General features: G+C 40.5%; 16 protein-coding genes and 2 pseudogenes. 12 read left to right on the forward strand and 6 right to left on the reverse strand.

Annotated features, from left to right (window positions below; genetic code table 11):
* Window positions 1-86 precede the first annotated feature (86 nt).
* The 3 genes from AC6H44_RS06945 to AC6H44_RS06955 are packed head-to-tail and all read left to right on the forward strand — an operon-like array spanning window position 87 to window position 1,795.
* Window positions 87-551, forward strand: coding sequence for a flavodoxin family protein (locus tag AC6H44_RS06945; RefSeq protein WP_500738151.1), 465 nt, complete (start codon window positions 87-89; stop codon window positions 549-551).
* 48 nt (window positions 552-599) lie between these two features.
* Window positions 600-1,121, forward strand: a complete 522-nt coding sequence (locus AC6H44_RS06950) for a DsrE family protein (protein WP_500738152.1) — start codon at window positions 600-602, stop codon at window positions 1,119-1,121.
* Window positions 1,121-1,795: a GDSL-type esterase/lipase family protein gene (locus tag AC6H44_RS06955; protein ID WP_500738153.1), complete on the forward strand. Its 675-nt coding sequence runs from the start codon at window positions 1,121-1,123 to the stop codon at window positions 1,793-1,795. Before AC6H44_RS06950 ends, AC6H44_RS06955 begins: the two co-directional genes overlap by 1 nt.
* Here the strand turns inward: AC6H44_RS06955 and AC6H44_RS06960 are convergent.
* A complete protein-coding gene (locus AC6H44_RS06960) occupies window positions 1,772-4,021 on the reverse strand; it encodes a TonB-dependent receptor (protein ID WP_500738154.1) in 2,250 nt (749 codons plus the stop codon). The two genes, AC6H44_RS06955 and AC6H44_RS06960, sit on opposite strands and share 24 nt — an antisense overlap.
* A 280-nt stretch (window positions 4,022-4,301) precedes the next feature.
* Between AC6H44_RS06960 and AC6H44_RS06965 the strand changes: the two genes are divergently transcribed.
* Window positions 4,302-5,309: a LacI family DNA-binding transcriptional regulator gene (locus AC6H44_RS06965; RefSeq protein ID WP_500738155.1), complete on the forward strand. Its 1,008-nt coding sequence runs from the start codon at window positions 4,302-4,304 to the stop codon at window positions 5,307-5,309.
* Between the two features lie 225 nt (window positions 5,310-5,534).
* Here AC6H44_RS06965 and AC6H44_RS06970 read toward each other — a convergent pair whose 3' ends face one another.
* Window positions 5,535-7,148, reverse strand: coding sequence for an IS1634 family transposase (locus AC6H44_RS06970; protein ID WP_500738156.1), 1,614 nt, complete (start codon window positions 7,146-7,148; stop codon window positions 5,535-5,537).
* A gap of 122 nt (window positions 7,149-7,270) precedes the next feature.
* Between AC6H44_RS06970 and AC6H44_RS06975 the strand changes: the two are divergent.
* The 5 genes and pseudogenes from AC6H44_RS06975 to AC6H44_RS06995 all read left to right on the forward strand — a co-directional run.
* Window positions 7,271-7,537 (forward strand): annotated as a pseudogene (locus tag AC6H44_RS06975) (MFS transporter); the annotation flags it as partial.
* 93 nt (window positions 7,538-7,630) lie between these two features.
* Window positions 7,631-8,836, forward strand: coding sequence for an IS4 family transposase (locus AC6H44_RS06980; protein WP_500738157.1), 1,206 nt, complete (start codon window positions 7,631-7,633; stop codon window positions 8,834-8,836).
* Window positions 8,837-8,845: 9 nt separating this feature from the next.
* Window positions 8,846-9,811 (forward strand): annotated as a pseudogene (locus AC6H44_RS06985) (MFS transporter); the annotation flags it as partial.
* Between the two features lie 15 nt (window positions 9,812-9,826).
* The gene (gene treF, locus AC6H44_RS06990) at window positions 9,827-11,329 is read left to right on the forward strand and encodes an alpha,alpha-trehalase TreF (protein ID WP_500738158.1); all 1,503 of its coding nucleotides are present in this window, start codon (window positions 9,827-9,829) and stop codon (window positions 11,327-11,329) included.
* Window positions 11,330-11,435: 106 nt separating this feature from the next.
* Entirely contained in the window at window positions 11,436-12,125 is a 690-nt protein-coding gene (locus tag AC6H44_RS06995) for a response regulator transcription factor (RefSeq protein WP_500738159.1), read from the forward strand.
* A 41-nt stretch (window positions 12,126-12,166) separates the two neighbouring features.
* Here the strand turns inward: AC6H44_RS06995 and AC6H44_RS07000 are convergent, their stop codons facing one another.
* From AC6H44_RS07000 to AC6H44_RS07015, 4 genes are read right to left on the reverse strand one after another with little or no spacing between them, the layout of a single operon-like run.
* A complete protein-coding gene (locus AC6H44_RS07000) occupies window positions 12,167-12,934 on the reverse strand; it encodes a CsgG/HfaB family protein (RefSeq protein WP_500738160.1) in 768 nt (255 codons plus the stop codon).
* Window positions 12,934-13,356, reverse strand: a complete 423-nt coding sequence (locus AC6H44_RS07005; RefSeq protein ID WP_500738161.1) for a curli assembly protein CsgF — start codon at window positions 13,354-13,356, stop codon at window positions 12,934-12,936. Before AC6H44_RS07005 ends, AC6H44_RS07000 begins: the two co-directional genes overlap by 1 nt.
* Complete coding sequence (locus tag AC6H44_RS07010) at window positions 13,350-13,742, reverse strand: curli production assembly/transport protein CsgE (protein WP_500738162.1); 393 nt, start codon at window positions 13,740-13,742, stop codon at window positions 13,350-13,352. Before AC6H44_RS07010 ends, AC6H44_RS07005 begins: the two co-directional genes overlap by 7 nt.
* A gap of 41 nt (window positions 13,743-13,783) precedes the next feature.
* Window positions 13,784-15,211, reverse strand: coding sequence for an autotransporter outer membrane beta-barrel domain-containing protein (locus AC6H44_RS07015; RefSeq protein ID WP_500738163.1), 1,428 nt, complete (start codon window positions 15,209-15,211; stop codon window positions 13,784-13,786).
* 576 nt (window positions 15,212-15,787) lie between these two features.
* On the opposite strand from AC6H44_RS07015, the gene AC6H44_RS07020 reads away from it, so the two are divergent.
* The 3 genes from AC6H44_RS07020 to AC6H44_RS07030 all read left to right on the forward strand — a co-directional run bounded on the left by AC6H44_RS07020 (window position 15,788) and on the right by AC6H44_RS07030 (window position 23,285).
* Window positions 15,788-18,289 carry a S8 family serine peptidase gene (locus AC6H44_RS07020; RefSeq protein ID WP_500738164.1) on the forward strand — a complete coding sequence of 834 codons (2,502 nt, stop codon included), beginning with the start codon at window positions 15,788-15,790 and terminating at the stop codon, window positions 18,287-18,289.
* Between the two features lie 176 nt (window positions 18,290-18,465).
* The gene (locus AC6H44_RS07025; protein ID WP_500738165.1) at window positions 18,466-21,627 is read left to right on the forward strand and encodes a glycosyl hydrolase family 18 protein; all 3,162 of its coding nucleotides are present in this window, start codon (window positions 18,466-18,468) and stop codon (window positions 21,625-21,627) included.
* A gap of 62 nt (window positions 21,628-21,689) precedes the next feature.
* Window positions 21,690-23,285: a lytic polysaccharide monooxygenase gene (locus tag AC6H44_RS07030; RefSeq protein WP_500738166.1), complete on the forward strand. Its 1,596-nt coding sequence runs from the start codon at window positions 21,690-21,692 to the stop codon at window positions 23,283-23,285.
* Window positions 23,286-23,311: the final 26 nt, after the last annotated feature.

Raw genomic sequence — 23,311 nt, forward strand, 5'->3', positions numbered from 1 at the left:
TTTTTAAAATTTCCAGATTACTTGTTGACCTTAAGCTAGCTTGAGGTTTTAAGCTTTGCTCCATCATAAAAAAAGGAGCTAACCCAATGCAAGAAAAATCAGCACATAACACTGCAATTATTTATTCAAGTGGCCGTAAAAACGGCAATACTACCGCGCAAGTGAATGCGTATAGCAAACAACAAAGTGGTATTGTTTTTTGTTTAGATGACTATGTGATTTCACCTTATCGTTATGACAAGCAATATCAGAATGATGATTTTTACAATTTGTTTGAAGTGCTATTACGTTACGAACATTGGGTTATTGCATCCCCTGTGTACTGGTATAACACTACGCCACAAATGAAGGCGTTTATGGATAGGATCACCGATTACATGGATGATGAGGCGTTAAAACCCAAACTTAGAACCTTACGACAAAAACAGTTTTCACTGTTGTCTAATGCCGTATCTTCCTCTGCACCAGACGCATTTATCGATATGTTTAAACATACCTTTAATTATTTAGGAATGACTTTTAAAGCACATTCTCATGTTCAGGCTAGTTAAATAATGGTAATAGAGTTAGGCTAAACAAAAAAGTAAAAAGGATGATATATGAAAACGTTACTTATAGGCTCAGGCTTAGTTCTAGCAAGCTTTAGCACTCTTGCTGCAGAGCCTGCGCCTGTTATTAAAGACTATGGTTATTTTTATAAGATCGAGCATGTGTCTGATTTAAGCCAAGCACAGTTCAAGATAGCTTTTGATGTAGGTAAAGGCGCTGAAAAGGGGGAGCAAAATAATCATATTAATTCGCTAGCGCGCTTTATCAATATGCATGTGGCTCACGGCGTAAAACCAGAAAACATTCAGCTGGCGCTAGTGGTACATGGTGGAGCCAGTGTTGATGTACTTCAAAACAGCGTTTATAAAGCCCGCTTTGAAAACGATAATAAAAACCAATCCTTGCTCAAGCAGTTACTTGCTAATAACACGCAAGTGTATGTGTGCGGACAGTCGGCAATGCATATGAAAGTCTCGGCTGAGCAGTTAATACCAGGGGTGAAAATGGCGCTTTCTGCAATGACCGCGCATGCGCAGTTACAACAACAAGGCTATACATTGAATCCGTTTTAATGAATATATTATGTTTTGGTGATTCCAATACCTTTGGTATTTCTCCTATTGATGGAAAACGGCTGAGCGAAACTGAACGCTGGTCTACTTTATTAAAGCAGCAGTTGGGCATCGGCTTTGAAGTGATTGAAGCAGGGCAACCGAATAGAACCTTAGTGAACGATCCGCCTTTTGATGGTGATAAGTCAGGGATTAAATATTTAAAACCTTATCTTGAAGTGCACACCGTTGACGTTGTTATTATTCAGCTTGGCACCAATGACTTAAAAGCACGTTTTGCACTGTCTGCTATCGATATTGGTAAAGCGCTTGAGGAGTTGATTTTAGCCATTAAAGCGTTTTATCGTGGTAAAGCACGGCCAATAATAATCATCTTGAGTCCGTCAAAGGTTCATGAGGTTGGAAGTTATAAAAGCATTTACGCAGGTGCAAGTAAAAAAGCTAAACAATTATCCATTGAGTTCAAAGCAGCCGCTGATCGTCACACGTGTGTATTTTTGGATTGTTATCCGCTTATAAAGTCCTGTGATAAAGAAGGCATACACTTACCTGTTAGTGGGCATAAAGAGCTTGCTCATAGGTTGACAGATATAATAAAAAAACCGCTGTGTATTAATTACAGCGGCTTTGGTTTTGATACAGGGAGAGTATTAAAATGCGTAACTAACACTTAAGCGTGTTGTACGTGGCATAATATAACGGCCATTGGGGGCGTCGGCATTACGTGGGTCGCCTTCAGTGATACCTTGCTCGTCGGTTAGGTTATCTATGGCTAATTGCAGTTTAATGCCTTCCATTGGTTCAACAATTAAACCTAAGTCTACTTTTTCGTAGCCATCGAGTGTTACGGTGTTTTCGTTATTACCAAAGCGGTCATCAACCGCTGACAACGTGCCGTATAACGTGGCATACATGCCGTCCACTTCAAAGTCATAGCTTGGTGTTACACGTACTTGCCATTTCGGTTGGCGCTGTGCGTCGTTACCCTTATTTTCTGGACTTTCAGTGATCTCGGTTTGTTGTAATGTGGTATTTAAATTAACAGAAAAGCCAGATTCATGATTAAAGTTGTAATCAAGTTCAACACCATACGCTTCGTTGGTTAAAATTTCAGCCGGCACTCCTGGGCGACTTACAAAGGTATCGCCTTTTACTTCGTTAACAAAAAAGGTGGCGTAGAAGTCGGTAGAGTCAGAAATAAGCTTGTAACCTAGCTCCCCCTGCGTTACTTCTTTAATGAGTTTTTCACCGCCTTGGTATGCGCCAAAGTTATCTCTAAAGTCATCAAAGTAGGGCATTTTATAACCACGGTTAACACGTGCAAACACGCCCATGTCATCATTAATTGAATAGTTTAAACCTGTTGTCCATGAGGTTTTACTTTCATCGTAATCAATGGTTTGAGTGATAATACCATCAAGGTCTTCATCTACGCTGTACTGCACGTCATGGTTTTCTTTACGTACACCTAAATCAAGTGTAAATGCATCTGCAAATTTGTATTGGCCTGTAAAGTAAAAAGCATTGGTACGCGCATCGCCTGTTGCACTAATATCGTAATTAAAACCGCACCCGTCAGTACTTTGGTTACATTCAATACCAGTTAATAATTCACCACCAGCTTCCAGCACGTGATAGGCGGTATTACCTAAGCTCCACCAATCGTTGGCTGAGGTACTTGCCGTGTAATAGCCTAGCGCAATAGATAAATCATCAAATTGTTTTGAAAATGCTAAGTCGTTAGTAAATGAGCTTATTTCTTTGAGTACTACCCAACGGCCCAGTTGTTGTACAGGGGTATCGCTATCATACGTTGTGCCTGTTGCAGCGCCTGTTGCCGATTGACTATTATCAGCCACTTCACCAACCGTCGTTGCAGAGCCATTGGGTACTAGACCAAATGTATTGGCATCGCCTTTGGTAATATTAAAGCGATCGATAAATTGCCAGCCATTATCAAACTCAAGTTTAATGCTACCGCCAGAGACATGGCCATCCCAGCCTCGGCCATCACCTAAGTCAATGTCATGTGCTTGCGCATTTGGGCCGGTAAAAATTGTTGCTTGGCGGTTAAGTGTGCCTAATTGAGTGTATTGTGCGTCAATGCCGTCCACATTCAGTGGGGTTGGTAAGTACCATGCACCATGATCGTCGGTTTGGCGGGTATAAAAATTCATTTCACCGTTATCAAGCACCTTAGTGATATTAATGGTGAATTGATTGCCTTTTTCAGAGGTAAAGCCTGCATCACGAATCCCCGGTGAGCTTTTTACATAGCCGCCTACCATAAAGTAAAGGTCATCTGATATTTCACCGCTGACAACGGCATCAACACGTTGTAAATCGTAATCAGAGGTGGTGTATTTAAATAAACCTTGGGTGTCTTCACTGCCACGCTTTAATCTGAAGTTGGTTGTTAAACCAGGCTGACCATTGGACAGCACAGGATTAGGGCCACCACGCAATGCCTCCATTGTTTCAATCGTTTCATCGATTCTAAATAACGATGAGTTTTCTAAAAATGAAAGAGTAGAGGCAGGGTAAACTGGCGAGCCTTCAATACTTAGCGTTAAAAATAGTGCGTCCCCACCGCCTGGAAAACCACGCACAAATACGTTGGCACCAGACTCACCGCCAGAGCTTTCAACCCACACACCGGGAACCGCTTTAAATAAGTCGGCAGTGCTTTTGGGGGATAACTTTATGATCTGTGATGAATCAATATTTGTCACTGCGTAGCTGGCATCAATTTTTCTTACGCCAACACCTGCGGGTGTTCCAGAGACGACAATTCGCTCAACTTTTTTTTCATTTGCTTGTTCTGTTGCATGGGTGGTGTGTGTGCTCAGCGCTAAAGTTACCGCACAGGCTAACAGGCTTTTTGCTTTATTGAATTTCATGTGTGAGATCCCGTTTTATAGTGTGTTAAACAGTGTGTACTACAGCGAGATTGATTAAATTTTAATGTAAACAGGCTGTATAAATTGAAACTCTAGAGATAAATGCAAACGTTTGCAATATATATTTGTAAATTAGTTATTAATAAGGGTGCTGTTTTATTGAGCGTAATTGCACAAGCGCATAATTTTTAAGTTAATGAGCAAGCCAGTAAAAAATAATAATGCTATATTGTCAGTAAGTTAGATATAACATCAGCCGCAGTGGAGTGTTTAGGGTTTTATGAATAATAAAAAGATTAAATTAGCTGATTTAGCAAAACTTGCAGGGGTGTCGACCTCTACGGTTTCGCGCGCGCTGAATAATAACCCGCTAATTAAACAAGAAACCCGTGACAAGCTCCAGCTACTTGCAAAAAAACATAATTTTAGTCTTAACACGGCGGCTAGCCGATTGCGAACGCAAAAAACCAATGTGGTTGCTGTTATTATTAATCTTGATGAGCAAACCGAGCAATCAATCAGCGATCCATTTTTACTAAAAGTAGTGAGCGAAATTAACCTAGCGCTTAACCAGCAAGGTTTAGAGTTGTTGTTATCGAACTCTATAATGGCGCAAGATGACTGGGCTAATTACTTTATTAATAGCCGCAGAGCAGATGGCATTATTGTTGTAGGGCAAGGAAAAAACCAAACTAATATAGAAGCCGCTGCCGATGCGGGTATTCCTTTAGTGGTATGGGGAGATCCAAAAACACAAAGCAACTATCTTGTCGTTGGCAGCGATAACTATTTAGGAGGATTGCAAGCGAGTACTCATTTAATAGAACACGGGGCTAAAAACATTTTATTTTTAGGCGATCCAGAGCATGGTGAAATCAGTGAAAGGCATCGTGGTTACGCTGCTGCACTTTTTAACCATAAACTTGAACAACATGTCATATCTATTAATATTACCAGTCGCGCTGCGTATCAAGCAATTAACCAGTTATTACGTGATAAAGGTTTATATTTTGACGCAATAATGGCCTGTAGCGACATGGTTGCACTGGGGGCGATGAAAGCGCTAAAAGAGCGCTATGTAAGTATTCCGAACGATGTGGCACTGGTTGGATTTGATGACATTGCTATGGCTGATATTAGCCATCCTTCACTTTCTACAATTAAACAAAACACCCAATTTGCAGCGACTTTGTTAGTTAAAAAGTTAATACAACAGTTTTTAGGTGAAAAAGTCGAATCACAAGTCATTGATATAGAATTAATTATTCGCCAGTCAAGCAAACGTTAACTTAGTATTTATGTATATTAATTGTTAAACTCAAAATGCAAACGATTGCAATGTTATTTATTCTGCTCTAAACTCAGGCTTCACTGACCAACATACACGGTAATTTACCAGCTACTGGTAATTTGCTTTATAAACGTTATGGCTTATATCGCTATAAACGAGGCACGCAATGAGTAAAATAAAAATCACACTGGCAATTGCTGCAACCGATCTTCCGCACCCATTTTAAGAATAAATCCGCTGATATTTTTCACCCAAGCAATCAACAATGGTTTGATTGCGCGGTTGCATATTCGCCACTATGGGTGGTTTATCTGGTATGTACATGATGATGATATGCTCGAAGCACTGGAACACCCAGCGTGCCGTGGGGCGTTGGCCCGGCTTGTATTTCATCGTGGGGAAGTAGCAGTCTTTCTCCACCAAGGTTTTACGGATTTGGTGCTCCAGCCCTGCATACACCATTAAGCAGCAGGTCATCACCATGAGTAAGGCTTCAATGCGTTCAGGCTTTTTAAGGTAAATGGCGCTGGTTAAGAAGTCGGGACTTTTTAAAAAGCGAAAGCCTTTTTCCACGTTTTGCTGCGCTTTGTAACTGCTCAACAAGCTGGCCATATCAAGGTGCTCGCTCACATCATTGGTGGCAATAATAAATAACCCTAATTGTTGCAACGCACTCTCCCGTGCCGCTAACAGTGTGCACAACACGCCTGTTATCTGATACTCGATACGCTCAGGTAACTGCCCTGCTTTAGGGCGTCCTGCTCCCTTAAAAATGGCTACTTCAACAACATTTGCATCCACATCACATACCGCTTGTTTACCTCGCCATTTTATAAGGGCGCTTTGTGCGTCATTTTGGCAAGCGAAGCGTTGTTGGCACAGTTTTTTAAAGCTTTTGCGGGCAACTTCTCCGGCTTTTAGCATACGCTTGTTCAGGTTATGCTGCTCTCGCTTATACGCCTGCTCACTGCGAATGAGTAGCCATTTTTGTTTCACCCCCCCGTATTCACTGTCATAACTCACGCCTTCATAGCCAGGTGAGATAGGGGTGAAATTCAAGTTAGGCGCTTGCTTAACAAGGGTTTTAGCTTCTTTGAGGGTTTGCGGTACCCGCGTAATGAACAGTTGGCCTTGAGTATGTAAATCTACAATCGTTTCTTGCACATACAAGGCGGCATCGGCCACCAAATAGCGGCTGGCTTGCGCGGCTTTTAAACTGCCAATATGCGCCTTTACAATCTGTTTAAAGCCTTCCATATCATTGCTGTTGCCACTGGCAGGCTTCATATAAACCGGAATGCCAGATTGGTTCTCACAGATAAGATTGAGTATCACTTGGTTGAGCTCAGGGCGATGGTCGCGCGAATAACCTTTAGCGATACGGATAGGTTTTGGTTCACCATCATCGGGCTCGTTTGTCGCTTTGCCATCATAATGAAAGCTTGTCGAATCAAGGTGTAAGGCTTGGGTTTGTAACCCTAATTTCTCTACCACCGCCTCGCCCAATTGTTGATACAGCTTCGATACGCCGTATTCATATAAGGTGTCTAAACAGCGACCAAGCGCATCGTCGTTGATGTGCTCGGACTTTACGCCTTCACCAATTAATCTATCAAGCGGCTTGCCTTGAAAATACTCGCTGTACATATGCAGTGTGCGACCAGTGAAACCTAGGCCGTTTAGCACCATAGCCAACACTAATTGACCACAACTGATGTTGCGCTCAGGCGCCACGCCACCGAGTGCGTTATCAATAATATCGACAAAACCTAGATCGTGACAAAATCCAGCAACTAAGCCGTGGTGTTCGAGTTTTTGGGCATAAGGGATAGACATAAATACGCGCTCTCAAAAGAGAGTAATAGATCAAATATGGGGATCGCCGTCAAGTGTTTTTTAACAAAATTCGATCAACCGCTCATTTAATGAACTAATTTAATTCAGATTTAGGGTGCGGAATGACAGCTGCAAGCTACTTTATTTTCGCAATATTATTAAATAGCGTAGGTACCGTTATTTTGCAGGCTATAAACACGCTAGGAGTAAGCAAAACAGAAGCGTCGGTTTTAGAGGGGTTTAAAGATTTATCAATTGCCATAATGTCATTTGTTGTTGCTTCATTAATACCGCGTTTAGGCTATAAGCTTGCCATGCTGCTAGCACTTATAGTTGTTGCTATTGCGTGTTTGGGTACAGCTGTCATTAGTGACTTTTACATGTTTAAAGCTGACGAATCCCCACAAAATAAAAATTAATGGTAGACTCTCATGATTATTTGTGATCAAATTTTTTCACTATAAAAAAACTCACTCATAATCATGAAAGCCACCGAAATATTACACAAAGATATTGCCATTGCCTACCCTGAAATTCATAAAACACGTTTAAATACAGTCTTTACGTTTGTTAACTCAGGCTTGCGTGACCAGCGCGTTACTGTCACTTACCTAGGCCGCGGATTAAAATCATTTTCTAATACCGATAAAAAACATGATATTAAACGCGCAGACCGTTTGATTGGTAATGCTAACCTGCATCAAGAACGTCTTTGTTTCTATGAACATATGACCGAATGCTTAGTAGGCCAGCAACAACACCCACTTATTATCGTTGACTGGTCACCTATTAATGGCGGCGAAATATTTCAAGTGCTCAGGGCAAGCATACCAATGGGGGGAAGAGCGTTAACGCTCTATGAAAAAGTGTATCCTGAAAGCGAATTAAATACCGAAGCGGCTCATCAACACTTACTCGATAGCTTGGCACAGTGTTTACCTGCAGATTGTCAGCCTATTATTTTATCTGATGCTATTTTTAGAACGCCATGGTTTAAAGCCATAGAAGATAAAGGCTGGTATTGGCTTGGGCGCGTCAGAGGCAATGTGACCTTATCTAGCGACCTTGAGACATGGCGAAATTGTAAATCATGGTTTGAGCAAGCAACAGGTAAACCACACCTTCTGACACAGATTTACTACGGAAAAACAGTTCGTTTCGCGTGCCAAGGTGTTTTGTTTAGAGGGAAAAACAAGGGACGTAAAAAAATCAAAAAACGGGGTGGGCAATCTCAATGTACAACGGTTAAATACCAACAACAAAAGGCCAAAGAGCCTTGGCTACTTGTGTTTAATTTACCTACACAATTTACAGATAAGCCTCAACGGATTGTGACTTTATATAAACAACGTATGCAAATAGAAGAAAGTTTCAGAGACACTAAGAATGCAAAACTTGGCATTAGTTTAGCCTTTGCAAATTCAAGAAGCGCAGAAAGGTTTGATAATTTATTGCTCATAGCGGCGTTAATGTTGTTTGTCTTATGGTGCATAGGGTACGCCGTGTCGGCACAACAAGGGGATGCGGCATTACAAGCGAATACAGAGAAAAAACGACGAGTATTGTCCTATATTTATCTTGGCAAAGAAGTGGTTGATGATCCTAGGTATGAGCCTGATGGGCAGTTCATTATTTATGTGTATAGCCAGTTGTCACTTCTGACTATACAAATTGATAATTTAGGCTAAATTCGTGGGGATCTCTCAGTGTTTAAAGTGTTATTTGCTGCTGTAGGGTGTGGCTTTGCGGTCGTTAAGGTTTCTGTTTATTCAATTATTGGCCAAGTGACGGAGGATGCAAATAGTCACTCTTCATTACTAAACACAATAGAAGGCATCTTTATGGTGGGTGTATTAAGTGGCTATTGGATATTCACCGCATTTATAGACCCAGTTAATAGTAATGCGTGGTTGAGTGTTTATTACCTATTAGCAGCGCTTACGCTTTTAGTGATTGTTAGTGTTGTAATAGCCCCTATAAAACCCGCTATTAAAGCTCAAAAAAGCAACGCTGGTTGGTATGATTTTATTGCTATGCTCAAACTTACCTATCAACCATTAGTGTTGATTTTTATTATTAGTGCATTTTTATATGTATTAATAGAGCAAGGGGTAGGGACTTGGTTGCCTACTTTTAATAATCAAGTGTTGCAATTACCAGTAGCTATCAGTATTCAATTAGCGAGCATTTTTGCTGCGGCCTTGGCGCTAGGGCGTTTAGTAGCAGGCCAAGTGTTAAAGCATGTTCATTGGTTTGTTGTACTTAGTAGCTGTCTAGTTGCTATGGCTGCATTGATTATTATTACCTTACCGCTTACAGAAAACTTACCTAAAAGCGAGGTAAATAGCTTATTTGATGCGCCTCTAGCGGCATTTGTTTTGCCATTAATTGGCTTTTTTATGGCGCCTATTTATCCAGTACTCAACTCTGTAATGCTCAGCGCGCTTGAAAAGCATCAGCATGCTGCAATGACAGGGTTAATCGTTGTATTTTCAGCGCTTGGTGGTACTACTGGCTCGGTGATAACCGGGTATGTATTTGAGCACTTTAGTGGCCAACATGCTTTTTATCTTTCACTTGTACCCATTAGTTTAATTTTTATTAGCGTGATTATTTTTAAAAAACGCACCCATGCCATTTCACAAGATGCAGTTAATACTTAATAGATCAGGACAGTTATGAGTTTTTTTAATAGCCAATTATTTAAAGATGTACAGTCGCAGCATATATTTAGCGATTGTAAAACATTTACTGATGCAACCGCACGTGTTGATTGGCAACGTGCTTGTAAACAGTATGAGCAAGTAGCACCTCTTAATAAAACGCAATTGAGTGACTTTGTTGATACCCATTTTGTAACAACGCCTTTATTAACCATGAAAGGAGCAGTAAATACTTCAAGTGTGAAGAGCTACATAAACTCACTTTGGAGTGGCCTTCGACGTGAAGCCGATACACCTAGGGCCAACTCTTTATTAGCGTTAAAGCACAGCTATATTGTACCTGGTGGACGTTTTCAAGAAATATATTATTGGGATAGTTACTTCACTGCGCTGGGTTTAATTGATGCTGATAAAAGTGATGTAGTAGAGGATATGCTACAGAATTTTATAGATTTAATTAATGATTATGGCTGTATACCTAATGGTAACCGTAGTTATTACTTATCGCGTTCTCAGCCGCCTATTTTAGCATTGATGGTGGAGCTTTTATGGCAGCACACTCATAGTAAAACGCATAATTTAGCTTGGCTCAAGCAATGTGCTCAGGCGCTAATGAAAGAATACGCATTTTGGATGCAAGGCGCAGGTACACTTAGTGATACGCAAACACGTGTGAAGCGCGTGGTAACAATGCCATGTGGTGGAGTATTAAATCGGTACTGGGATGATGAGGCCACTCCTCGTGCAGAGTCATTAAGAGAGGACTTAGCACTTGCATCTGAGCTTGCTGATGATAAAAAAGCTGATTTTTATCGTCATATTCGTGCAGCCTGTGAATCTGGTTGGGATTTTAGTTCGCGTTGGTTAGCAAAGCCAAATTTACTGAGTTCAATTCAAACAACTGATATTGTGCCCATAGATTTAAATTGCCTGCTCTACAATTTAGAAAATCAGCTTAGTGAATGTTTAAAATTACTTGGCGATGATAAACAATCACAAACTTACAATGGCTATGCCTTAAAAAGAAAGTCACTTATTAATCAGTATCTTTGGAGTGATAAGCATCAATTTTTTGTTGACTATAATCATAAGCTCCCTAAGCAATCTGCTATTTTAAGTGCAGCAGCAACTACAGCGCTTTTTGTTAACTTAGCCTCGCAGCAGCAAGCGGAGCTGGTTGCTAAGGTTTTGAGCGAGCGGTTTTTAAAAGTAGGCGGCATCGTAACTACAGTCGTTCACACTCCACAGCAATGGGACAGCCCGAATGGCTGGGCTCCATTACAATGGTTTGCGGTAAAAGGCTTGCGTAATTATGGTATTGATCAATTAGCTACATGCATAATGAAAAGCTGGTTAACAATGGTTGAACAAGATTTTGTTGAAAATAAATGCTTACTCGAAAAATATAACGTATGCACGCCACAACAAAAAGCCAGCGGGGGGGAATATCAGGTACAGCAAGGATTTGGTTGGACTAACGGTGTTACATCACGGTTTTATACACTTATTAATAGTTAGTATATTGTGTATTGCAAACATTCCTGTAGCAAAGGATTATTGTACTTTGTAGTTGTATTAGGTAAAGTAATTACATTGTAAATATAAAGTTTCAAGGATGGGCTCTATGCTAAATAAAAATGCGGCTTTTATAAAAACGACGTTTCAATCGTCTTTTCATTCACAAAATTACACCGTTATTTTAAGAACGCTACAAGCCACGGTTGCTGATATTAAAATGGATAATGCGCTTCCAAGTATTGAGCAGCGTGGTTTTTATGATATTTTTTTAATTGATGGGTCTAAAAATGATTGGCAAGATTTAATACCTACTGATCTAATTAGTTTGGCTAAACAACATAAGGTTGTACTTTTTAATGTTGAGGCAGAACAAGTCTGCGAGAAAAACTTATTACTTAATCATTTCAATGGTGTATTTTACAAATCTGCAGCGCCAGAAGATATATTTAAAGGGTTAGTGAGAATTAACTCGGGTGAGTTGTGGTTTACGCGCAAAGTGATATCTAAAACCTTTAATGATATTTTAAAAATGGCCACGTCGTTTAACTCATTAAGTGAAGATATTGTATTAAATGACAAAGATTATAAACAACTAACTAAGCGAGAAAAGTCGGTTATACATTTAATAGCACAAGGTGCGAGTAATAACAAAATAGCCGATAAACTCAATATTAGCGATCATACGGTTAAAACACATTTGTATAGCGCTTTTAAAAAAACTAATTCACGCAATAGAGTTGAGTTGGCAAACTGGGCGCAGCGCTATATTGCTGTTTTATTGCCTGCAGAGAGTTAATATTTACTTGATTGGCCACGTTGTTACACGTGGCCAGATAGTTAAGCGGCTTGTTTGGCCCATAAGCCTTTATCGATACCTTTATTAATAAGATCCGTAAGTGCTTTTTCTATTGCTTGGGTTACGCAAATACTCATAGGTTCATTATCACTGTATCCTGCTTCTGCTTCGGCTAAGCGTTTATAACTTATGTATCTAAAAAAGCCTGCTCGTACTTCTTGGCTGAGCACTTTTTTACTACTTGCAACTGATAATAGTACTTGCCCAGTTCGAACATCAACTGCACGCAAATATATTGAGATTGCATCTTCACGGTATAGTTCTGATGCGCCGATACCAAAGTATTCCATACCTAAACCACCGGTTTTTACGTTGGTATCGTAACTTATGATCCCGCCCTCTAATATAATTTTAGCTGTAGTAAGAGGAGGTAACTCGTTTGCGTTATTAGCTTGGCCCGCGCGTATAATTTTCCTTTCAGTTAATATGTTCTGTAAGCCTTCACGTTCAACGGGTGTAAACCAATCTGATTCATACAATGCTTGAATAAGTATTGAATTGGCTCCTTGAGTAACCGCTGTTGAAAATGAACTAACATTAGTTTGTGGTTTATACTGTCCAGTTTGATCGCGAAACGAATAAACGGATACCGGAATACTGCCTACTGGTTTTGGTAAACCTTTTAAATCAGAAAAAACCTCTGTTGGTGCCAATGCAACGGCAGTTTGTTTTGATGGTGGAATTAAGTTTCCTATTGTAGAGCAACCACTAAGGCAGAGAAGTACAGTTATTATTATAATTTTGCGCATTACCCAAACCTCGGAACTTCAATAATCACGATTGAGCCGTCGATTATGTTTGTTATTTTAACTGTTATTGTGTCTGTCGTACTGGTGATCACTTCAATTTGATGATCGCCGCTCATAAACATTGAGTCTTGATTAAAAATACTGTCTTCAATATTTTCGCCAAACGCTAAATCAGTTATCTCTCGCACCATTCTATTTAAATATGTGCGCTCTAATGAGGTTTGAAATTGTTCTGCATAGCCTTTTTCAATCACCGGCGCTTTGTGTTTGTTTTGTGCTTGTGCCTTACTAAGTAACATGTTTGCATTTAATGGGTTACCGCCAAAGCTTGGGTTAATTGGGGTGTAAACAAGCTCAGTCGCCGTTGCTGAAAAACTTAATGTTGTTATTATTGTTAAAACTATTTTTTTCATAATTACCATCCATTTAATGCCATATCTGGAGACGCGGTTTGCATATTTGAACGTGCCATCGCATCCATAACAGCATGCACAGCGTGTTCGACTCGTTCATCGAGAGGCTCTAATTTTCGTCCTAAGTGGGTTGCATAAATAACCTTATTATTCATGATCAAAACTAATTTTGTGCCAGCACGAGGTATGACGGTCTCTTTTACTTCGACATTAAAGCCCGTTGTAGAGGGGAGTTCGCGCCAGTAATTTGAAAACTCACTGTAAAATTGATACCCAAAGCGACTAATGCTTTTGTTTAGTAATAACCCGTCAATTTCTAAATCATCACCGGCATTACTTAAAGAAGTAAAAAAAATTAACAGTATAAAAAGGGGGTTATATTTTTTATTTTTCATAGTTAAAGTAAGGGAGAGGGCTGCTCTCCCTATCTCATTAATTACATTTGGGTAATGGTTGCTGTATTACCATCACCGATTTGGGTCACAGAAAACGTGCTATTAAAACCAATTACGCTACCTTCGACCATATTATCGTTACCAGTTTGGGTTACAGAGAATGAAACGTTTTCACCGCCCACTAAAAACGCTGAATCTTCAACTCCACCTACCCAGTTACCTTCACCAGTTTGTGCAATATCAATCGAATGGTTACTGCCTTCAACCATTAAATCAATAACGTTAATGTCGCCATTTTGGGCAATATCAATTTGGTTTGCATTACTATCAAGAATACCGGCAAGCGTTACAATTGCTTCGTTTTGATTACCTACTTGATTAACATCAATATTATTATCGTTTGAGGTAAGTGACACATCAGGATAAGAAGATTGCACTAAAATTGCATTTTCATTACCTGCTTGACTAAGGTCTACATCATTACCACTGCCATTAAAATTGGCTAAATGTACCGAACCTAAATCACCCATTTGAGTTACTGTAAACTCGTTATCTGAGCCAATTACACCCATGTAAACTTCATTAGCGTTACCAATTTGCATTGCTGTAAGCTCGTTGCCATCGCCCATCAACTCGGCGGTGGCTTGGTTTTCATCACCGACTTGTGAAACGGCTACTTCGTTATCTGCACCTTCGAAAAGCCCAGAATCAATAGCATTATTTGCGCCTTCTTGGTCAAGTTTAACTTCATTATTATCACCAGCAATATCGCTAAAGGTAATAATATTTCGTGAACCATCTTGCTCAACGTCTAATTCATTTTCGTTACCGCGTAATGACTCTATTTTAAATTCATTCCAAGTATCGGTTTGTTCAATTTCAATGATGTTTTCATCACCCGACAAACTAAGCACTTCAAATTCTTGCCACATACCAGACTGAGATGAAATAATTTCATTTCCATTACCTCGCATGTCCATGTTGTAGAACCAGTGGCCACCATTGCCTTGCTCTACATCAATATTATTGTCGTTTCCGGTGATAATATTAATTGCTTCGTTGTTTTGAAATAATCCTTCACCTGCTTGAGAAACAAAAACGCCGTTATGATCACCCGCTATACGGGTAATAAATCCATTAGCAACACCATCTTGTGCATAAGTTTGTTGGTTATTATCACCGGCTGTTTCAACTTCACCGTAATTACCATTTTGTAATTGCGCTATTTTAACATCGTTATTGTTACCGACTTCAGTGACCAATGCTGTATTACCATCGCCTTCTTGAGATACTAATGCTGTATTATTAGAAAGTGTTTGGTTAACTGTTACGGCATTTTCAACACTGCTTACAGACACTTTAGTTGCAAGCTCAGAAGTTGAACCCGGTTTTGTTTCTGCATGAGCAGCAAAACTTGCACTCATTGCAATGGCAATAGCACAGCTTAAAATTGATTTATTTAATTTCATTTTTTTCTCCATGAATTATGTGAGTAAATACTTAATTTTATATTTTTTAAAAAGTACTCATCGTCTCGGTATGCCTTACCGAAAAAAGTATTGTGTCTACCTGAATGCTTTAGTGAAGCGGATTAATGCAATTAATATTAACTAATTAAACTCATCTTTTATTGCGATCTTAAGTTTAATATTTGTTAAATAAATAATTGCCAAGCCACTTTATTCTTTAGTCTGGATTATTTAAATCATTATTTTTTACCAATTAATTTAATTATATATTTCAGTGTATTACTTATTATTTCCTGAGTTTAGTATTTATATTTTCTAAAAGCAGTCATAAGTAATGAGGTTGATAAAAAAGAGTAAGGCTATTTTTTATCATTAAATAATATGAGTTGGTTGTTTTTTTGGTTAAAAATAAAGTAAAAAAAGCGGGTATTTACATAGTTAACATTAATTTAACTTGAATGTTATTTTAATTCATCGTTTTAATGCTCAATGCCAAGTGTTCTGCCTGAACACAAATTTTAGTGAAGATAAGCGCTTAGTAGTTTAAGCATTTTTAACCAAACTATGGATAGAATAATGAAAACTAAATTATCTGTTTTAACGCTTGCTTTATTGCCTTGTTTAGCAACGGCAAATGTGTCTGATACCCAACTTAAGCATTCAGTTTCATTTAGTGATGACGCTGTTATTGTAAAGTACAAAAAAAATGTTAGTCCTGAGATGCGAAAGCAAGTAAGAGGCTTAGTTAAAGCAAAAATTTCTGATTTTAATAAAAACGAAGTTGATGACCATTTTTCTTCAATCATGTCTGGGCAGTTAGCTAAATTTAAACTCTCCGGTATTAGTGTTAAAGCGGCGATTGAATTATTAGAAACACACCAAGCTGTTGAATATGCAGAGCCCGATTATCGCGTTAGTATTGCAACTGCGCCAAACGATCCTGATTTTACTAAATTGTGGGGACTACACAACGAAGGACAAACAGGTGGCACAATTGATGCCGACATTGATGCGTTAGAAGCGTGGTCAATTTCAACGGGCAGTAAAGATGTTGTAGTCGGTGTTATTGATACTGGCGTTGATCACAGTCACAGCGATTTAACTGCAAATATGTGGGTTAACCCAGGTGAAATTGCAGGTGACGGTGTTGATAACGACGGTAACGGTTACGTTGATGATATATATGGTATTAATGCTATTACAGGGAGTGGCGATCCTATGGACGATCAAGGCCATGGAACGCATGTATCAGGTACGATTGGCGCATCGGGTAATAACAGTACGGGTGTTGTGGGTGTCAATCACGAAACCTCAATCGTTGGGTGTAAGTTTTTAGATGCACAAGGTAGCGGCTCAACCTCTGATGCAATAACATGTATTGATTACATGGTAGGTTTAAAAAATTCGGGTGTGAACCTGCGGGTATTAAATAATAGCTGGGGCGGTGGTGGTTTCAGCCAAGCACTTGCAGATGCAATTACGGCCAGTGAGCAGGCTGATATTCTTTTTGTTGCAGCGGCAGGTAATGATGCGGTTGATAACGACCAAAACCCTAGTTATCCAGCAAATTATGAAAATAACAGTGTTGTTTCTGTTGCAAGTACAGACAGTCGTGATCAGATGTCTAGTTTTTCACAGTGGGGCTTAACAACCGTTGATTTAGGCGCACCAGGCAGTGCTATTCTATCAACTGTACCTGGTAATGGTTACGCAACTTATTCAGGTACCTCAATGGCCGCTCCCCATGTTGCAGGGGCCGCTGCGCTTGTGTTGTCGATTAACCCAGAACTTTCAACTGATGAGCTTAAGCAGCTATTAATGCAAAGCGGTGATGATAATACTCAATTGCAAGGTAAAACGGTTTCTGGCAAGCGTTTAAATGTTAACCAAGCATTAGAGCAAGCGGATCCGACTCCTGGGTTTAAGTTATCAGTTACGCCTTCTTCTCAACAGCTGACGGTGGGTGAAACTGCCAACTACACTTTTGAGATTGGCTCTATTGCACAGTGGGATGAAGAAGTAACGCTTGCCTTAACCAGTCCGTTAAGTTCAGCGGTATTATCGCAAACAACTGCTCGTCCCGGCGATGCTGTTACATTAAGTGTTGATACTACCGATGAAATGTGGGGTAATTACCAGTTTACTGTTACTGCCACATCTGGTGAATTAATAAAAGAAAAATCAGTGGGTTTAATGTTACAACCTGCAGGGTTAAATGACTTTATTTACAGTAGCGATGAAAACGTTGCTATTCCGGATAATGATCCCTTAGGTGCGTATTCTGTTATTAACATAGCAGATGATTTGACTGTTTTTGGTACTGCTACAGATGTAAATATTACTCACACTTGGTCTGGTGATTTGGTACTTACTTTAACATCTGCGCAAGGTACAGAAGTAACATTGCAAAGTAACCAAGGTGGCAATGAAGATGATATTGTTAAAACATTTACCACTTCAGCATTCAATGGTGAGGTTGCTACAGGTGATTGGACGTTAAGTGTTGTTGATACAGCAGCAGCTGATACAGGTAACATTAATGGCTGGTCACTTACATTAAGTGCCATCGGTGAGGTGAGTCCGCAGCCACCGCAAGCAGGTTTTAATGTTGAAACCCAAGGGCTTACAGCAACATTTACCGATACAAGTAGCGATGTAAATAATGATATTACACAGTGGAGCTGGGACTTTGGTGATGGTGCAAGTTCAACAAATCCAAATCCAGTGCATGCGTATTCACAAGCAGGCAACTACAATGTTGAGTTAACAGTTACTGATGGTGAAGGTAATACCGATACCTTTACTCAAACAGTAATCGTCAGTGATGTAGAAATTGAGCTGAGCCTTAAACGCGCTAATAAGTCGCGTCTTGATACTATGCGAGTAGAATTAAGTTGGGAGCAAGTAGGCGCTGAATCGTTAAATGTATATCGTAATAACGAGTTAGTTAATACTACTTCTGATAATGGCCGTTACCGTGAGTCAGTTCGAGGCGCAACTTTACCATCGTATGATTATAAACTGTGTGTGTCTGAAAACGTATGTTCTAACACTATTACGGTTTCATTTTCTGATTAATAGTTACACCCCCTAAAATAGCAAAGCCCAGTACTACTGGGCTTTTTTTTGTACTGTTTTTTGACTCTTTAGTATACTTAATATTCCCCAATTAAGTTGACGTTTATGTAAACTATGCTAATTTATAAAGTGATTTGTAAAATTTTTGTAACTTTATAACTTTGGGCGGAGGAGCTATGAGCTCACAAAGGACAATAATAAATGCGTTTAAATTAAGTGTGGTATCACTTAGTTTCTTAGGATTCAGCGCGCATGCAGCCGTTGACTGCAGTACTTTAACACAATGGCAGACAGGGCAAACTCACAGCGGCGGCAGTCAAGTACGTGCGCAAAATAGTGCCTATGAGGCAAAGTGGTGGACACAGTCAAACCCTGTTGAGAACGCAGGCCCGTGGCAAGAATGGTTATTTTTGGGCTTGTGTGACAGCGTTGTCATAGATAATCAAGCACCTACGATCACAGCGTTGACTCCTGAAAATAATTCTCAATTTTCTGATAAAGACAGCGTTGTCATCAGTGCGCAAGCAATCGACGACGATGGCACTGTAACAAAAGTTGAGTTTTTTGTTGATGGTGAATTAATCGCAACTGATAGAAGCGTACCGTTTAGTACTAATTGGCTTGGCGTTGTCGGCACTCATCAAGTAAGTGCAGTAGCAATGGATGATAAAGGCGCTACATCAACACCAGTGATCAATACGATCAGCGTGACTGAGGTTGATCCTGTTAACCAAGCACCTGTTGCGTCTATTTCATTTAGTACTTTACCTGAGCAACTGATTGTTGGTTCTCAAGTGGTGTTTGCGCTATCAGGTACTGACAGTGATGGTCAAGTAACGGGATTAAGCTTTGCTGCTAATGGCACTGACGTACATCAAGCAAGTACGCCAGCTAGCAGTTATGCATGGCAAGCAACAGCACTTGGCCAAGTCACGTTTACGTTAACGGTAACCGATAACGAAGGCGCAACAGCTCAAGTAACTAAGGTGCTTACTGTTGTTGAAGAAAACACCGGGCCAGTACCTGGCACTGATTGTCGCCCACAAGGTTTATATCAAACACCGGGTGTCAATACACCGTATTGTACTGTGTATGATGCTGGTGGTCGCGAGATCATGGGAGCTGATCATCCGCGCCGTGTAATTGGTTACTTTACCAGTTGGCGCAATGGCGCAAATGGTCAACCTAGCTACTTAGTGAACGATATACCATGGGATAAAATTACCCATATCAACTATGCCTTTGCTCACGTTGATGCCAATAATAAAGTGTCAATTGGTGATCCAAATGCCGCAGGCAACCCAGCTACCAATATGGAATGGCCAGGTATCGCGGGCGCAGAAATGGACCCTAGCTTCTCGTATAAAGGTCACTTCAATCTATTAAATAAATTTAAAAAACAACACCCTCATGTAAAAACACTCGTTTCTGTTGGCGGCTGGGCTGAAACCGGTGGTTACTTTGATGAAACGGGCCGTGTTGAAAGTGGTGGTTTTTATACCATGACGACCAATGCAGATGGTTCAGTGAATCAAGCGGGCATTGAGGCATTTGCAAAAAGCTCAGTTGAATTCATTGAAAAATATGGTTTTGACGGTGTTGATATCGATTATGAATACCCTTCATCAATGAAAGACTCAGGCCATCCTGATGATTTCCCAATTTCAAATGCACGCCGCGCTGGTTTAAATGCGTCTTATCAAGTGTTGATGAAGAAACTACGTGAAGAGTTAGACCGTGCAGGTGAAATTGCTGGTAAACATTATTTACTCACTATTGCATCGCCTTCTTCAGGTTATTTATTACGCGGTATGGAAACATTCCAAACAGTTAAGTATCTAGATTATGTCAATATCATGTCATACGACTTGCACGGTGCATGGAACTCGCATGTGGGTCATAACGCAGCATTATTTGATACAGGTCTAGATTCTGAGCTTACGCAGTGGAACGTATATGGCACTAAAGAATTTGAAGGCATTGGCTATTTAAATACCGATTGGGCTGTGCGCTATTTTCGTGGTGCAATGGTAGCAGGGCGTATTAATATTGGTATTCCTTACTATACCCGTGGTTTTAAAGATGTAACTGGCGGTAATAATGGTTTGTGGGGGCAAGCGGCTTTACCAAACCAAGCTGATTGCGCAACAGGTACCGGCGTTGGCGAAAAGAACAAGTGTGGCAATGGCGCATTAGGCATTGATAATCTTTGGCACGATAAAAACGATGCAGGACAAGAAATGCCAGCAGGTTCAAACCCGTTATGGCACGTTAAAAATCTTGAAAATGGCATTGTTGGTTCGTACTTAGGTGTTTATGGTTTAACACCAGATACGGATGCTGATGATCAATTAACGGGTACTTATACACGTTATTACGACAGTGTTGCTGTTGCACCGTGGTTATGGAACGCTGATAAAAAAGTATTCCTATCTATCGAAGATGAGCAGTCTATGGCCACTAAAGTTGATTACGTTATTAATAATGGCCTTGGCGGTATTATGTTTTGGGAACTTGCTGGTGATTATGAGTTTGACGCAGCAAAAGGTGAATACTTTATGGGCTCTACTTTAACGACGCTAGCTTATGACAAGTTTAATCAAAGTGGTGTTGCTTATGATGTTCACGCGGGTAACCCTAATTTTACAGTGCCTGCTGAAGCAGTAGATATCACATTTGAAGCAAAAGACTTCCCTGTCGGTGATGATAACTACCCAATCAGCCCAACATTTGCGTTTACCAATAACTCTAGCCTTGATTTAAGTGGTGCGAAAATCTCATTTGATGTGCCAGTATCTACTTCGGCTATTTTCAAATCTAACTGGAATGCACAAGAAAAACTGGGCATGGCAGTTGAATTAAATGGCTCTAACGCTGCGGGTAATAATGTGGGCGGTTACGAGAACGAGTTTCACCGTTTTTCAATCACGCTTAACAACGAATGGGGTGGCCAGCCCAAAGACTTCAGCGCCGGTGCAACCGTGAATGCGCAGGTGATGTACTACATGCCTATTACTGGACCTAGTAACTTCACTATCGAAAAAGATGGCAAAGTTTACGCGTTCAAATTTGAATATCCACAATTGCCTGATGGGACTACAGGTGGCGGCGACACAACGGATCCAGGTAATGGCGATACATCTGGTATGTGTGAAGGTGTGGCTGTGAGCTCAATCCCTGTATATCCAAACTTCCCTCAAAAAGACTGGGCTGGCAATCCAAGCCATGCCGCAGGCGGTGACTTAATGTCTCATAACAGTGCGGTTTATAAAGCGAAGTGGTGGACAAGTTCTGAGCCTGGAGCAACGGCTGACTGGACTAAAAGCTGTAGCCTGTAAGTAATTAACAAAATAGGGGTAACTATTTACCCCTAAATTTGCATCTTTTTAAGGACAACACAATGACATCAATTAAATTAAAAACCTTGTCGCTATCAGCGCTCGCAAGTAGCGTGTTACTAACGTTAATGCCTACGGATGTTCGCGCACACGGTTATATGGATAGTCCCAAAGCGCGCCAAGCTTTTTGCCAAGCCGATGGTGGATATTGGTGGCCAGAAGATGGCACAAATATTCCTAACCTTGCATGTCGAGCAGCTTATCTAGAATCCGGCACGGTGCAGTTTGTGCAGGCGATTGAATTTTCAGTTAATACGCCTGACTACTTAAATCAAACCGCAGTTGAGGCCAGTGTACCAAACGGTACTTTATGTGCTGGTGGCGATACAGCCAAACGCGGTATGGATTTATTCTCACCACATTGGCAACGTAGTGACGTAGTACCCAATAGCAATGGTGAAATTCAAGTTCGTTACCTTGCATCAACGCCACATAACCCCAGCTTTTGGCAGTTTTACTTAACTAAACCTAGTTTTAACGCTGCCACCGATATATTGACATGGCAAGACTTAGAGCTGGTTCAGCAACATCAAAATGTTGACGTGGTTAAAGACACCAATGGTGAACGTTATTATCAAATGAGTGTGGCCATTCCACAAGGGCGCAGCGGTGATGCCATTTTGTATAGCCGTTGGCAACGTAACGATGTTGTTGGCGAGGGTTTTTACAACTGTAGCGATATTACCATTGTCACCGATGCAGGCCCCGCTGATCCCAGTGTTTGGACAAGCGTGGGTTATTTTGTTCGTCAAGGACAAGATGCCATTGCAGGGGAGAGCGTTTGGGTACGTTTGTTTGATGAAAATGGCCAAGAAGTGATTAATCAGCAGTTAAAAGTCACCGCTGAAAACCAAGCAAATTGGCAGCAAGCACTCGCTGCACAGTTGAATTTAGATTACGCCCATTTAGTGCAAGTTGGTGTACAAAATCAAGCTGGTGAGGTGGTATTTAATGGCAATGATGTACTCACCAATCAAGTTTATAGCAGTAACGCAAACTACACCTACACATTAAGCGTGCAAAGTGCGCCGAGTAATACGGCGCCAATTGTCCACACTCCGTATGATTTAGTGGTAGCTGAAAACAGCTGTACAACCTTGCATCTACATGCTTTTGATGATGAGCAAACACAATTGACTTACAGCTGGTCAGTGCCTGCGCCACTGAGCTTCACTGGAGGGGACGCAAATATTGTAATTACTGCACCTGAGGTATCGGCAACTACAGATCACACCGTTTCAGTGTCGGTATCTGATGGTCAGTTAAGCACCGCAACCAATTTTACCGTCACCGTAAATGACAGCGTTATCACTGATCCTGATGCGGCGCCATGGAGCAGTAGTGCGGTTTATCAAGCCGGTGATCAAGCAAGTTTTCAAGGTGTTGTTTATACCGCTAAATGGTGGAGTCAAGGCGAGCAACCTGACATCTCCAATGCGTGGCAAAGAGCATCTACTTCAGACGTAAACCGTGACTGGAGTCAAGGCAAAGCGTATCAAGCTGGTGCCGAAGTAACGTATCAAGGACAGCGCTATAGCGCTAAGTGGTGGACTCAAGGTGATACACCTGGACAAGCCAATGTATGGACTCAACTTTAAATAAAAGCCTAAGTTTTGTAGTTCAA

This window comes from Pseudoalteromonas sp. TAP-3C, from assembly GCF_059888565.1.